A 12,687-nucleotide genomic window follows, 5' to 3' on the forward strand; every position below is an offset into this window, starting at 1 on the left:
GCAGTGCTTAGAAGTTCACGCCGAAGCTGAGCGCAACGAAATCGCGGTCATCTACGGTGGTGTACTTGCCGTCAAAGAAGTTGGTGTAGGCCAGGCTCGCGGTGTAGGTGTTCTGGTATTCGGCATCGACACCCAGGCTCACGGCTTTACGGCCTTCTTCGAAGTTGCCGCCAGGGCCAGGCGAGTAGCCGCTGACGTCATGGGACCAGGCCACGTTCGGCTTGAGGTTCACACCGGCGAATACGTCGTTGTATTCCCAGATGGCACGACCGCGATAACCCCAGGAGGCTGCCGTAGTGAAGCCTTCGTCGTCGCAGTTGCGGCTGCGGTTGTTTTGCGCGGCGCCTGGCCCGGCACCGTTGATGGTGCTGGCGTTGAGGATGTTGGCGCAGGTGTCGACGCCGCCGGTTGCCGGCAATTCGCCCGGACCGTAGACCGGATCACGGCCGTAACGCAGCTTGGAGCTGCTTTCCAGGCCGCCGACATAGGTCATGCCTACTTCGCCCACCAGGGTCAGACGGCTGGCGCCCATGACCTGATCGAAGAAGTGCGTGAAGGTCGTCTGGATCTGGGTGACTTCCTTGCGGCGATAGCCGTGCAGGTCCTCTCCTGGTACCCCCCGGAGCAACGAAGCGTTTGTCAGGCTGCCGCCCAATGGAACCACGCCGGAGAACAGGATGTCGGTGGAGTTCAGTTGCACCGGCGCGTTCGGACGGTAGCTGATCTCGCCTTGCCACGCGGTACCGGTAGGCAGGGTGGTGGAGAAGCTCAGGCCGTAGAGGCGAATGTCTTCCGGATATTCGACGAAGTATTCGGAGCTACCGGCCACCAGCAATGGGGCCAGCGGTCTGAATGCGGCTGGCAATCCCGCGGCGAGGTTATAAATCGACTGCGGTGCCCCCGTGGCACTGAAGATCGGCGCACGGCTGTGGTAGTTCATGAAATAGGCGCCGAACTCGGTGTCCAGCGGCTCGTAGTTGTACTTGAACGTCACGCCCCACTGGCCGCTGTCGCGTGCATCGCGGTCCCCACCGCGACGAACCAGCACACCTTCATCGTTGACATTGACGCCTAAACCGGCCGCTGCAGCCACGGCAGCCGGAGGCAGTGTGGAGCGCTTGTTCAGTACACGCAGGTTGTCTTCGCAGCCATCGGCGATGATGTCCGGCTGCGAGAAAAAGGTGCCGCAGTTATCGACGACGGTCTGGTCCCACTCGAGTTGGTAGAAAGCTTCGGCCGACAGGTTCTCGGTCAGGCTTTGCGAGACGTAGAACATGTTGACCGGAATCAGCCCTTCCTTGACCTCGGCGCCTGGACGGCGGAACGCGGACACATCGATCGGGTTGATCGAGTTGATGCCGCCGCCGATGAAGGTACTTTCACCCCAGCTGACGACCTGCTTGCCCAGACGAACCGAGCCCGGCTCATCGCCAATCGAGTAGTTGTGGTAGACGAACGCATCGAGGATCTGCCCGCCAGAGGACTTGGCGCCCTCTTTGCGGTTTTCGTCGCTGATGTCCTTGAATAGACGATGTTCGTCTTTGAGTTCGAAGTCGTACCAGTATTTGCCCCGGACGAAGACCCCGGTATCGCCGTATTTCAATTCAAGATCATGAATGCCCTTGAAGATCTTCGAAAACGTTTCGCCGCTTTTGAAGTTCGCGTGACCATCATCGGAGGTCTGGGACAGGCCGTGGCCGCCGTTGTTGACACCGATCAGGTTCTTGTTGGGGCTCTGAGTAGACCAGCTGGCGCCGACCGACAGGGACGAGTCGAACTGACCTTCGATTTCACCGATATTGAAACTGACGCCGAATGCTGGCCCGGCGAGCGTAGAGGCGAGACTGACCGCCAGGGGCAATTTCGCCCGGCGCCAGAACTGGTTTACTGATGTCATCGACGCTACTCCATGTGCTTTATTTTTATGGCAGTGAGCACTTCTAAAAACGCTCTGAGTGGCAGGGAGCCAGGTTGTCCCGAAGCCAGTCAGAGTTGCATCGCGGTGTTTTGTGCGTTTGCCCCGTTCTTAAAAATCCTTGAGCGGACTATAGCCAGCAGGTAGTACTGCTTGATCCCTCTAAAGTGTGATTTGCAGCCCCCAACCACTCTGGAACAGTCCTTTCGCCAGTCCGGCAGATGCCGGCCGGGGGAGCATGGCTGAAATTTTCGATTTGACAAGCCAAGCGCTTGCTTGGTGGGCCTGCCGTGCCCTTTCGGGCACGGCAAAAGACGCTTAAAGCGTCGAAAGGAAGGTGCTGTTGTTGCGCTGCCATTCGGTGATGTCGACGCGGATGCGCTTCTTGTCGAGCTTGCCGACACTGGTCTTGGGAATTTCAGTAACAAGCGCGATCTGGCTGGGGATCGCCCACTTGCTCAGGTGCCCTTGTTCAACGAATGGCTTGAGGTGTTCCTTGAGCTCTTTGGCCTCGATGGCGTGCCCCTCGCGCACCACCAGCAGGGCAAACGGGCGCTCGCCCCATTGCGGATCCGGGATGCCGACCACTGCTACTTCGCGTACCGCCGGATGGCGACTGATGAGGTCTTCCAGCGCCAGGGACGACACCCACTCGCCACCGGTCTTGATCACATCCTTGATCCGGTCGCGAATATCGATCACCCCCATGCTGTCCAGGGTGGCCACGTCACCGGTGTGCAACCAGCCGCCAGCCCAGAGTTCGGCGCCCTTCTGCGGTTCGCGGAAATAACCCTCCGTCAGCCATGGCGCACGCAGCACCAGCTCGCCCTGGGACTCGCCATCGGCCGGCAGGAAGTTGCCCTCCGGATCGACAATAGCCGCTTCCACCAAGGGCCCGGGCACCCCGGCCTTGATTCGATAAGTGGTGCGTTCGTCTTCGGTACCGGCCATCAGCTCGTCATTGAGGTGCGCGCAGGACACCAATGGGCCGGTCTCCGACATACCATAAGCGGCAGTCAGTTGTATGCCCTTGGCCTTGGACGCTTCGTACAGCGCACGGTTGAGGGCGCTGCCGCCGATGACTATTTTCCAGCCGCCGAAGTCGGTGCCCTGAGCCGCCTTGGAATTGAGCAACATCTGCAGGATGGTTGGCACGCAGTGAGAGAACGTGACCTTTTCCTTGCGCCACAACTCCACCAGGAATTCCGGATCGTAACGGCCGGGATAGACCTGCTTGAGCCCGAGCATGGTCGCTACGTATGGCAAGCCCCAGGCGTGCACATGGAACATTGGGGTGATCGGCATGTACACGTCGCTGGTGCCCAGCAGCCGCACGCTGTCGATGCTGCCCATGATCGTCGACACACCCATGGTGTGCAGGACCAGTTGCCGATGGGTGAAATACACCCCTTTCGGGTTACCCGTGGTGCCGGTGGTGTAGAACGTGGTCGCGACCGAGTTCTCGTCGAAGTCTTCGAAGGTGTATTGCGGGCTGGCGGCGGCCAGCAATTGCTCATACTCGCCGATCAGATTCGGCAGGTCGGCGGTTTTTTCCGCCCCATCGGTCAGCAGCAGGGTCTTCTCGACCGTGGTCAACTGCCCGGCTATCGCCTGGTAAAGGCCCGTGAACTCACTGTTGACCAGCACGAAGCGGTCCTCGGCGTGGTTCATGGTGTAGAGAATCTGATCGGGTGACAGGCGCACGTTGATGGTGTGTATCACTGCGCCGATCATCGGGATAGCGAACATGCACTCCAGGTAGCGATGGCTGTCCCAGTCCATCACCGCCACGGTGTCACCGGCCTTGACCCCGGCTGCCGTCAAGACGTTGGCCAGCCGCGCGACACGCTCGATGAGGGTCGGGTAGCTGTAGCGCAGTTGATCGCGGTAGACGATCTCGCGGGTCTTCTCGTAACGGCTGCCGGACATCAGCAGCCGCTTGATCAACAGCGGGTATTGATAAGCGCCTTCGGCTGGCGGGATAACGCGAGTCTGCAACATATGAATCCCTTTTGTGACTGCACGGTCTGGGCTGTAAAGATCTTCACTTTAGAGCCCCTTGATGACCGCTAAATCAGCCAAAGGAATGATTTGCAGGGTGTACAAATGCCGGCTTTGCGCCAGCACTTATTTCCGCTAGCGCAGTCAATGCATCTCGGTGAACGCCAGCTTCACGCCAATGGCAATCAGCACCGCGCCCATGGTCCGGTCGAACCAGTGGCCCATGCGGGCGAAACCGGCACGTACCCGTTGCTGGCTGAACAGCATGGCCACCAGGCAGAACCAGAACCCGGTCGCCACGGCCAGGTACACCCCATAGCCCGCCTGGATTGCCAGCGGCGTATGCGGATTGATCACCACGGTGAACAACGACAGGAAGAACAAGGTCGCCTTGGGGTTCAGGCCATTGGTCACGAAACCCGACGTAAAGGCGCCACGGGCCGTGCGCTCGCCGGCTTCCTGGTGCAGGTCGTCAGTCGCCGGTTTCGCCGGTTGCGCGCGCAACGCCTTGAAGCCGATGTACAGCAGATAGGCGGCCGCCAGCCATTTCAGGGCATTGAACAGGACAATTGACTGCGACACGATCAGGCCGATCCCCAGCAACGAATAACCCACGTGCAGGAAGATCGCCGTGCCGACGCCCAACGCCGTCCAGGTGCCCGCGCGGCGACCGTGGGTCACGCTTTCGCGAACCACCACGGCGAAGTCCGGGCCCGGGCTGGCAACGGCGAGCAGGTGAATAAGGGCGACGGTAAAAAACTCTGTCCAGTACATGGGGGCTCCTTTTGGGCAGGGAGTAACGAATTGTTTCATCTGTTAGGCTCGCCACATTACGCCTTCAGTCAATCCCACAAAAGGTACAGTTGATGAGTAACAATCGCCGCGCCGTGTTCCTTGACCACACCTCCCTGGATTTGGGTGACCTCGACCTCAGTGCGCTGCGAAACAGCTTCAGCGACTTGCAGCTGTGCGCACAGACCACCCCGGATCAGGTGGTCGAACGCCTGCAAGGCGCCAGCGTCGCCATCAGTAACAAGATCATGCTCAATGCCCAGACCCTGGCGGCCTGCCCCGAACTGAAGCTGATCCTGATCGCCGCCACCGGCACCAACAACGTCGACCTCGATGCCGCCCGCGCCCACGGCATCACGGTGAGCAACTGCCAGGGTTATGGCACGCCCTCGGTGGCCCAACACACCATCATGCTGCTGCTGGCCCTGGCCACGCGCCTGAGCGACTATCAGAAAGCGGTCGGCGAGGGTCGCTGGCAGCAGGCCAAGCAATTTTGCCTGCTGGATTTCCCGATTGTCGAGCTGGAGGGCAAGACTCTTGGCCTGCTCGGGCATGGCGAGCTGGGCAGCGCCGTCGCTCGATTGGCCGAAGCCTTCGGCATGCGCGTATTGCTCGGCCAGCTGCCAGGGCGCCCTGCCCGAGCCGATCGCTTGCCGCTGGATGAACTGCTGCCGCAAATCGACGCGCTGACTTTGCACTGCCCGCTCAACGAACACACCCGCCACTTCATCAGCACCCGTGAACTGGCGCTGATGAAGCCTGGCGCCTTTGTGATCAATACGGCGCGCGGCGGCTTGATCGACGAGCAGGCGCTGGCCGATGCCCTGCGCAGCGGTCACCTCGGCGGCGCGGCCACCGACGTATTGAGCGTCGAACCGCCCACTGCCGGCAACCCCCTGCTGGCCACCGACATCCCGCGGTTGATCGTCACCCCGCACAACGCCTGGGGCAGTCGCGAAGCGCGGCAGCGGATCGTCGGTCAGTTGACGGAAAACGCCCAAGGCTTCTTCAACGGTGCAGCGCTGCGGGTTGTCAGTTGATAAACTGCGCACCATTTTTTCAGGGAGCAGACCATGGATCCGCGCAGTGAAGTACTGCTTCGTCAGGCCGAGTTATTCCAGGGCTCGCTGCTGCTGGCCGGTTTGCCCGCCGATGACTTGCTGGGCAAATTGCCCGACGCCCATGGCTGGTGCTGGCACGCCGGGGATCAGGCCGCGCTGGATGCACGCTTTGCCGAGCGCAGCCATTTTGGCGTGAATGCGCCGGCTCAAGGCTTCGAAACCGCGGTGCTGTTCCTGCCCAAATCCAAGGACCTGACCGACTACGTGCTGAATGCCCTGGCCTCGCGCCTAGCCGGCCGCGAGTTGTACCTGGTGGGGGAAAAGCGCAGTGGTATCGAAGGCGCGGCCAAGCAACTGAATCCCTTTGGCAAACCGCGCAAACTCGACAGCGCGCGGCATTGCCAACTCTGGCAAGTCACCGTGGCCAATGCCCCGCAGGCGGTGACCCTGGAGAGCCTGGCGCAGGAGTACGAACTGCCGCTGGCCGAGGGCCCACTGAAAGTCATCAGCCTGCCCGGCGTGTTCAGTCACGGGCGCCTGGATCGGGGCAGCGCGCTGCTGCTTGAACACCTGGACAAATTGCCCAGCGGGCATCTGCTGGACTTCGGCTGTGGCGCCGGGGTGTTGGGCGCGGCGGTCAAACGGCGCTATCCGCATAACACCGTGACCCTGCTCGACGTCGATGCGTTTGCCGCGGCCAGCAGTCGCCTGACCCTGGCTGCCAACGGCCTGGAAGCCGAGGTGCTGACCGGCGACGGAATCGATGCCGCCCCCATGGGTTTGAGTGCGATTTTGAGCAACCCGCCGTTCCATGTCGGGGTCCATACCGACTATCACGCGACAGAAAACTTGCTGCGAAAAGCAGCCAAACATCTGAAAAACGGCGGCGAACTGCGCTTGGTCGCCAACAGTTTCCTGAAGTATCAACCCTTGATCGAAGAGCACCTTGGTGTGTGTGCAATCAAGGCTGAAGGGCAAGGCTTCAGAATCTACCGGGCCAAGCGTGGGTAACACCCCTTAGCAAAACAGGGCTTGCTCAATCGGATTTGCCTAGGCAGAATCCGCTCCGTCCTAGGGGAGTAGTCTCCCACGAGCGCCATGCTCGTCCGGCATACGTCAACATACTTGGTCCTCAGATCATGGCGTATGCGACCCAGAGTCCGCACAGACGGACCGCAGGGTTTGACAAGACCTATGACACGAACACCTTACCCGGGGCGGGAAGGCTGTACGTGTCATAGCCGTGTCGACCCGCCCCTTAGGAAAACCCTGATGCTGGATTCTCTACTCGTTCCTACCGCGATCGTTGCCTTGGCCGAAATCGGCGACAAGACGCAACTGCTTGCCCTGATTCTCGCCGCGCGCTTTCGCAAACCCTGGCCCATCATTGCCGGTATCGTCGCTGCAACCCTGGCCAACCATGCGGCAGCGGGTGTGGTCGGTGCCTGGTTCGGCAGCTTCTTCTCGGACGCCACCCTGCACTGGATCCTCGCCGCGAGCTTCGCGGCGACGGCGCTGTGGACCCTGGTGCCGGACAAGATGGACGACGACGAAGCCAGCACCGCACGCAAATTCGGGCCATTCCTGACTACGCTGATCGCCTTCTTCCTCGCCGAGATGGGCGACAAGACCCAGGTCGCCACCGTGATGCTCGCCGCGCAATACCCGGAACTGTGGCTGGTGATCATCGGCACTACTCTCGGCATGCTGATCGCCAACGTGCCGGTGGTGCTGGCGGGTAACTTCGCAGCGGAAAAGCTGCCCCTGACCCTGATCCGCCGTTTGGCGGCCGCAGCATTCCTCATCCTCGCCATTGTCGCGGTGTACAAAGCGATGCAGATGAGTGGGTGGGTGTAGGTTCTGCCGAACAAGACATCTCTGTCTGGCGGGTAATTGTGGCTAAGGGGCTTGCCCTAATGCCTGTAGGAGCTGCCGCAGGCTGCGATCTTTTGATCTTCAGTGCCTTTGATGACACCAAAAGATCGCAGGCTACGCCAGCAGGCTATCAGGACTTCTTGGCCTTCTGGTAAAGCGGCATCACCTTCGGAATCGCTGCCCGCAACGAAGCCATCCGGCTGCTGGATGACGGGTGGGTGCTCAGGAACTCTGGTGGTGCACCTTCCGAGGCCTTGCTCATTTTGGTCCACAGGGTGATGGCCGCATTCGGGTCGTAGCCGGCGCGGGCGGCCAGTTCCAGGCCGATCAAGTCCGCTTCATTTTCATTGCCGCGGCTGTTGGGCAAGGTCATGCCGTAATTGGCCACGGTGTCCGCCAGCGCGAGGCTGCTCTGCCCCAGGCCGAACAAGGCCCCGGCGCCCTGCTTCGCCATCTCGATGCCATAGGCCTTGGACATCGCTTCACGGCCATGCTCGCGCAATGCGTGGGCAATCTCATGGCCCATGATCGCGGCGATTTCGTCGTCGGTGAGTTTCAGGCTGTCGATCAACCCACTGTAGAAAAAGATCTTGCCGCCAGGACCACAGCTGGCGTTGAGCTCGTCACTCTTGATCAGGTTGACTTCCCATTGCCACTGGGCAGCGTCCGGACGGAAATTCGGCGCCTGAGCAATCAGTCGGTCGGCAATGGTCTGGACCCGTTTGGCATCGTTACTGGTCTTGTCCAGCAAACCTTTGCTGCTCGCCTCCCCCACCGTCTGCTGGTAGGACTGCGCATACATCTTGTTGACCTCGGCGGTCGACAGCATGCTGAACATGTACTGTTTGCGCTCAACACCCACTGCGCCGCCACTGGTGGTGTTGACCGACTGACAACCGCTGAGCAGCAAGGCTGCGCTCAGTGCACACAAAACCAATGACTTACTCATGAATGCGCTCCCTGAAGACATGGCGCGTATCCTAGGCGGTGATGGGTATCGGCGCCAGATGCAACGGACGTGTAACAGCTGATTTTCGGATTCATCCGCGGAAAACCTCACCCAGCTCCATCTGCAATGCCAGTCAGTCAGGCGCGGGGCGCCCCCCAAAAGATCGCAGCCTACGGCAGCTCCTACACGGACCGTGTTTTTCCAATGTCATTGGTACAACACACATCCCGTAGGAGCTGCCGCAGGCTGCGATCTTTTCGAATGCTCCACGGACTCCAGTCGACTCAACCCGGGGTCAAACACTCCGGCGCATTGAGCTTCGGATCATTCACTAGGTTGGCCAGCACCCGCTCGCGCAACGGTGCCGGCTCGCTGGCGAGCAACGCCTGCAAGCTGTGCAGCGGCGTTTGCGGGTTCAGCCAGGCTTCCTGGCCGGCGGCATCGAGAATCAGCGGGCGACGCTGGCTTGAAGCCACCTGAGTGACCACCGCGGTACTCAGCCAGACCTGCTCCTGAACCGGATAAGCCTCCCAGATCGCCGCGAAGAACAGCGCCGACCCCTCTCCCGGAGTCAACCAGTACGGACGCTTGCGGGTGGTGCCGCGCCATTCGTAAAAACCATTGGCCGGCAACAGGCAACGGCGCAAACGAAAGGCCTCGCGAAACATCGGCTGCTCGGCCAGGGTTTCCGCCCGGGCGTGAGCCGGGGTCCGCGACATGTCGGTCAGCCACGGCGGTGTCAGCCCCCAGCGGGCGCGGGCCAGGTTACGCTGACCGTCGGTCGCGCGCAGGATCAGCACCGAGTCGTTGGGCGAAATATTCCACTGCGCCTGCTGATCCGCGGGGAATCCTGGCAGGGCTGCGAAAGCGGGGTTCCAGCGAAACAGAGCATAACGTCCACACATGGGGCAACACGACTCTAGAACAAAACAAACGCCAGCCTAACAGACCAGAACGCCAGAAAAGCTTTCCGGTTCATCCCCCGGCAGCGGCGCCGCGGCATTGTACGCGGCGATCAGTTCCCGTGCGTATTGCGCCTGGTCGTTATCCACCGCCAGACCGAGCAGACCGAACACCGGCAACTCACCGGCCCCACCCAGCAGATCGCCACCCACCAAATGCGCTTCCACGCCTTCGCTGGCGAGCATGCCTTGCAGCAACTCGCCCTCCATCAGGTTTTCCGGTTCGTAGATTCGCTGCATGCAGCCCCCCCCTTCACTCGTTTTCAGTGCGAACGTCGAGCATCCATTCATGACCATCGGTTTGCAGCGTGAATACAATCGGCCGGCAGCACACCGGACAGTCCTCAATGTACTGCTGATCACCGCCGGAAAGGTCGAGTACAGCCTCGACCGTTTCACCGCAATAAGGGCAGTCGTAGTGGGCAGTTTCGAGCATCGCGGTCTCCCGAGTGACTTGTGCGTATAATCGCCGGTCTATTTGCCGGGCTATTTTTGTTTGAGCTTACTTTTCAGACCGTGCCCGGCTACCTTTTGATCCAGACCTTTTACTTACCCTAGCCGTTTCTAACAAGAGAGCATGATGGGCGAATTCGATGCCATCCGACCTTACGACGACAGCGAAGTCCCGGCAGTGCTGGCACGGCTGCTCGGCGACAAGGCGTTTCTAGATATCCTCACCCACTTCCGCTTCCCGCGCTTTGCCGGCGCCCTCGGCTGGATGCTCAAACCACTTATAGCTCATCGGCTGCGGCGCGAGTTCGCCGGTATCACTTCGGTGGCCACCTTGCAGGACAAGGTCGAGTTTTACGTCGACCACACGATCGAACGCGCAACCGACGGCGTGACCTACACCGGCGTCGAACAGTTCAAGTCCGGCAGCGCCTACCTGTTCCTGGCCAACCACCGGGACATCGTGATGGACCCGGCCTTCGTCAACTACGCCATTTACCACGCTGGCCTGCCGACCCCGCGCATCGCCATTGGCGACAACCTGCTGCAAAAGCCGTTTGTCAGCGACCTGATGCGCCTGAACAAGAGCTTTATCGTGCACCGCTCCATCATCGGTCGCCGCGAGAAAATGGCCGCCTATCAGCTGCTGTCGGCCTACATCAGCCACTCGATCCGCAACGATTGCCAGTCGATCTGGATCGCCCAGGCCGAAGGCCGCGCCAAGGACGGCGACGACCGTACCGAGTCGGCGATCCTCAAGATGTTTCACATGAGCCGCAAGGACGAGCCGTTCGGCGAGGTCATCCGTTCGCTGAACCTGACCCCCGTGTCGATCAGCTACGAATATGACCCCTGCGATCAGGCCAAGGCTCGCGAGCTGTACATCCGCGCCACCACGGGCACTTACAGCAAGGTGCCGGGCGAGGACGATGCCAGCATCGCCAAAGGGATAACGGGCTATAAGGGCCGCGTGCACGTGAATTTCGCCGCACCGATCTGCGAACTGTTCGAAGACACCAAGCAACTGGCGATCGAAATGGACCGGCAGATTCTGGGTGGCTACCGGTTGTTTCCGGTGCACTATCTCGCGTACGCACAATGGAGCGACGCCAACCCGCAATTGCAGGTGCCGCTCGCTGCCGACCTGTTCCCGGCCGAGGAGCTGGCCACAGCCCAGGAAGAATGGCAACGCCGCCTGGACGCCTGTCCGGTCGAGCATCGGCCGTTTATGGTCAAGCAATACGCAACACCGGTACGTAATCAGTATTTGGTGAAGGCGGGGTTGCTGCGCTGAGGCGTGACTGAGTACGACAACGGCGCCCTTGGGCGCCGTTTTTTTGTCTCGAATCTTCAGCCTGGCGGATCCCCTGTGGCAACGGGGTTTACTGTGGCGAGGGGGCTTGCCCCCGCTGGGGCGCGTAGCGGCCCTAAAACCTGCAAGCGCGTTGTATCAGGCGCACCGCATGCTCCGACTTTACGACTGCTTCGCAGCCGAGCGGGGGCAAGCCCCCTCGCCACAGGTTCTGCGTTCGGCGATACATTCCTGCCTCTGGCTAAACCTTCACCGCACACTCGCGATCCATCATTTTTTCGACCAACAACAACCCCAACTCCATCAGACTGTAGATCGCCAGGGCCAGGTTGCGTTGTTTGCCTTCCAGATCATCGGAAAGATCCAGGGTCAGCGTGCTGGCCGAACAGAAGGTTTCGTAGGTATGGGCCATCAAGGCTTCGGCGTTGATGTCCGGGGCGACGGTGAAGAACTGGTTTGGACGCTCGTTGCTGGAAGGCGGCTTGTCTGGTGGCGGTGGCGTCAGGTAGTGATCGAGGGCTCGGTAGGCGGCCGCGTGGAGCTTTTTTGAATCGAAGGATTCGTAGGGCGAAACGTTTGGGATTTCGGGTGGGTTGGGGCTGACTTTGAACATTCGCTAAACTCCTTGAGTGGGGCCGCCACCACCTCGCGACTAAACGAAGGGGTGGCGGCTGTACGCAGGTTAGTCGACCGGGGAGTTCAGCAATACCGGCGCGCCGAAGCGCCCTGCGCACAGCCACCATTGAGTTCAGGGATGGGGAATACCTGACTGAGCGGAGCTGATACACCTTGCTAACAACCACGGGCGACTAAACCCGATCGCTGATGGGCAGCGACTGGAGAACCTTAGTGGCGCGGGGCAAGGTGCACAAGCCGGCGAATTCTGGAGGATTTGTAGGCAGCGGCGCAAGGCGTTGTAGTCAGTGGAGCGTGACGCTCACTTTAATCGCACCGTGGCGAGGGAGCTTGCTCCCGCCGGCTGCTGCGTTTTATCTGAATAATCGTGGTGGCAGGTTTTAGGGCCGCTTCGCGACCCAGCGGGAGCAAGCTCCCTCGCCACAGAGTCCCGGCTCAGATCCAGGTACTGACCCACGACACCAGCAGCCCCAAGCCCAGGCAGGCGAAGCCGAAGCAATAGAAAAACCGGTTCTTGCGTAAGGTCGCAACATCCAGCAGCAGGATGGGCTGGTCGATAGTGCGCTTCTGGCTTTGCGCCTCGAGGCTGGCCAGGGCGCGTTGCTCTCGACGACGGGTCGCATGCAGCAACCAACCGCCAGGGCAGGCAAACAGCAAGGCCAGGATATTCACCAGTTTCGCGGGGTGGGCGTTGAACATGGACACAATCAGTTGCAGCGACATCGGGAACCTCG

13 protein-coding genes and 1 riboswitch are annotated in these 12,687 nt (G+C 60.7%); of the genes, 4 read left to right on the plus strand and 9 right to left on the minus strand.

The window, feature by feature from the left end; genetic code table 11:
* Positions 1 to 7: 7 nt before the first annotated feature.
* The 3 genes from F8N85_RS02590 to F8N85_RS02600 all read right to left on the minus strand — a co-directional run bounded on the left by F8N85_RS02590 (position 8) and on the right by F8N85_RS02600 (position 4,690).
* The gene (locus tag F8N85_RS02590) at positions 8 to 1,897 is read right to left on the minus strand and encodes a DUF1302 domain-containing protein (protein WP_150802112.1); all 1,890 of its coding nucleotides are present in this window, start codon (positions 1,895 to 1,897) and stop codon (positions 8 to 10) included.
* A 336-nt stretch (positions 1,898 to 2,233) separates the two neighbouring features.
* The gene (locus F8N85_RS02595; protein WP_150802113.1) at positions 2,234 to 3,916 is read right to left on the minus strand and encodes a fatty acid--CoA ligase; all 1,683 of its coding nucleotides are present in this window, start codon (positions 3,914 to 3,916) and stop codon (positions 2,234 to 2,236) included.
* Positions 3,917 to 4,060: 144 nt separating this feature from the next.
* Positions 4,061 to 4,690, minus strand: a complete 630-nt coding sequence (locus tag F8N85_RS02600; protein ID WP_150802114.1) for a LysE family translocator — start codon at positions 4,688 to 4,690, stop codon at positions 4,061 to 4,063.
* A gap of 92 nt (positions 4,691 to 4,782) precedes the next feature.
* On the opposite strand from F8N85_RS02600, the gene F8N85_RS02605 reads away from it, so the two are divergent.
* From F8N85_RS02605 to F8N85_RS02615, 3 genes are all read left to right on the plus strand, one after another.
* The gene (locus F8N85_RS02605) at positions 4,783 to 5,748 is read left to right on the plus strand and encodes a 2-hydroxyacid dehydrogenase (RefSeq protein ID WP_150802115.1); all 966 of its coding nucleotides are present in this window, start codon (positions 4,783 to 4,785) and stop codon (positions 5,746 to 5,748) included.
* A 33-nt stretch (positions 5,749 to 5,781) separates the two neighbouring features.
* Positions 5,782 to 6,780, plus strand: a complete 999-nt coding sequence (locus tag F8N85_RS02610) for a class I SAM-dependent methyltransferase (RefSeq protein WP_150802116.1) — start codon at positions 5,782 to 5,784, stop codon at positions 6,778 to 6,780.
* A 51-nt stretch (positions 6,781 to 6,831) separates the two neighbouring features.
* Positions 6,832 to 6,952, plus strand: a riboswitch (yybP-ykoY riboswitch).
* Positions 6,953 to 7,041: 89 nt separating this feature from the next.
* Positions 7,042 to 7,626 (plus strand): TMEM165/GDT1 family protein, encoded by a 585-nt coding sequence (locus tag F8N85_RS02615; RefSeq protein WP_150645193.1) that lies wholly within the window; start codon positions 7,042 to 7,044, stop codon positions 7,624 to 7,626.
* A gap of 148 nt (positions 7,627 to 7,774) precedes the next feature.
* On the opposite strand, the gene F8N85_RS02620 is transcribed toward F8N85_RS02615, so the two are convergent.
* The 4 genes from F8N85_RS02620 to F8N85_RS02635 all read right to left on the minus strand — a co-directional run bounded on the left by F8N85_RS02620 (position 7,775) and on the right by F8N85_RS02635 (position 9,991).
* Complete coding sequence (locus F8N85_RS02620) at positions 7,775 to 8,593, minus strand: M48 family metallopeptidase (protein WP_150802117.1); 819 nt, start codon at positions 8,591 to 8,593, stop codon at positions 7,775 to 7,777.
* A 284-nt stretch (positions 8,594 to 8,877) separates the two neighbouring features.
* On the minus strand, positions 8,878 to 9,498 hold the full coding sequence (locus F8N85_RS02625; protein WP_150802118.1) for an SOS response-associated peptidase: 621 nt from the start codon (positions 9,496 to 9,498) through the stop codon (positions 8,878 to 8,880).
* 36 nt (positions 9,499 to 9,534) lie between these two features.
* Positions 9,535 to 9,795: a putative signal transducing protein gene (locus F8N85_RS02630; RefSeq protein WP_150802119.1), complete on the minus strand. Its 261-nt coding sequence runs from the start codon at positions 9,793 to 9,795 to the stop codon at positions 9,535 to 9,537.
* A gap of 13 nt (positions 9,796 to 9,808) precedes the next feature.
* Complete coding sequence (locus tag F8N85_RS02635) at positions 9,809 to 9,991, minus strand: CPXCG motif-containing cysteine-rich protein (RefSeq protein WP_150802120.1); 183 nt, start codon at positions 9,989 to 9,991, stop codon at positions 9,809 to 9,811.
* A 144-nt stretch (positions 9,992 to 10,135) separates the two neighbouring features.
* On the opposite strand from F8N85_RS02635, the gene F8N85_RS02640 reads away from it, so the two are divergent.
* The gene (locus tag F8N85_RS02640; protein WP_191636096.1) at positions 10,136 to 11,299 is read left to right on the plus strand and encodes a 1-acyl-sn-glycerol-3-phosphate acyltransferase; all 1,164 of its coding nucleotides are present in this window, start codon (positions 10,136 to 10,138) and stop codon (positions 11,297 to 11,299) included.
* Between the two features lie 259 nt (positions 11,300 to 11,558).
* On the opposite strand, the gene F8N85_RS02645 is transcribed toward F8N85_RS02640, so the two are convergent.
* Positions 11,559 to 11,930, minus strand: coding sequence for a DUF6124 family protein (locus tag F8N85_RS02645; protein ID WP_150802122.1), 372 nt, complete (start codon positions 11,928 to 11,930; stop codon positions 11,559 to 11,561).
* 458 nt (positions 11,931 to 12,388) lie between these two features.
* A complete protein-coding gene (locus F8N85_RS02650; RefSeq protein WP_150802123.1) occupies positions 12,389 to 12,676 on the minus strand; it encodes a hypothetical protein in 288 nt (95 codons plus the stop codon).
* Positions 12,677 to 12,687: the final 11 nt, after the last annotated feature.

Source organism: Pseudomonas fluorescens (genome assembly GCF_902497875.1).
GTDB classification, from domain to species: Bacteria; Pseudomonadota; Gammaproteobacteria; order Pseudomonadales; family Pseudomonadaceae; genus Aquipseudomonas; species Aquipseudomonas fluorescens_BR.

Excerpts from the sequence above, each read along its gene's own strand:
- F8N85_RS02590 (WP_150802112.1), bottom strand. The coding sequence starts at position 1,897 with ATGACATCAGTAAACCAGTTCTGGCGCCGGGCGAAATTGCCCCTGGCG.
- F8N85_RS02595 (WP_150802113.1), bottom strand. The coding sequence starts at position 3,916 with ATGTTGCAGACTCGCGTTATCCCGCCAGCCGAAGGCGCTTATCAATAC.
- F8N85_RS02600 (WP_150802114.1), bottom strand. The coding sequence starts at position 4,690 with ATGTACTGGACAGAGTTTTTTACCGTCGCCCTTATTCACCTGCTCGCC.
- F8N85_RS02605 (WP_150802115.1), top strand. The coding sequence starts at position 4,783 with ATGAGTAACAATCGCCGCGCCGTGTTCCTTGACCACACCTCCCTGGAT.
- F8N85_RS02610 (WP_150802116.1), top strand. The coding sequence starts at position 5,782 with ATGGATCCGCGCAGTGAAGTACTGCTTCGTCAGGCCGAGTTATTCCAG.
- F8N85_RS02615 (WP_150645193.1), top strand. The coding sequence starts at position 7,042 with ATGCTGGATTCTCTACTCGTTCCTACCGCGATCGTTGCCTTGGCCGAA.
- F8N85_RS02620 (WP_150802117.1), bottom strand. The coding sequence starts at position 8,593 with ATGAGTAAGTCATTGGTTTTGTGTGCACTGAGCGCAGCCTTGCTGCTC.
- F8N85_RS02625 (WP_150802118.1), bottom strand. The coding sequence starts at position 9,498 with ATGTGTGGACGTTATGCTCTGTTTCGCTGGAACCCCGCTTTCGCAGCC.
- F8N85_RS02630 (WP_150802119.1), bottom strand. The coding sequence starts at position 9,795 with ATGCAGCGAATCTACGAACCGGAAAACCTGATGGAGGGCGAGTTGCTG.
- F8N85_RS02635 (WP_150802120.1), bottom strand. The coding sequence starts at position 9,991 with ATGCTCGAAACTGCCCACTACGACTGCCCTTATTGCGGTGAAACGGTC.
- F8N85_RS02640 (WP_191636096.1), top strand. The coding sequence starts at position 10,136 with ATGGGCGAATTCGATGCCATCCGACCTTACGACGACAGCGAAGTCCCG.
- F8N85_RS02645 (WP_150802122.1), bottom strand. The coding sequence starts at position 11,930 with ATGTTCAAAGTCAGCCCCAACCCACCCGAAATCCCAAACGTTTCGCCC.
- F8N85_RS02650 (WP_150802123.1), bottom strand. The coding sequence starts at position 12,676 with ATGTCGCTGCAACTGATTGTGTCCATGTTCAACGCCCACCCCGCGAAA.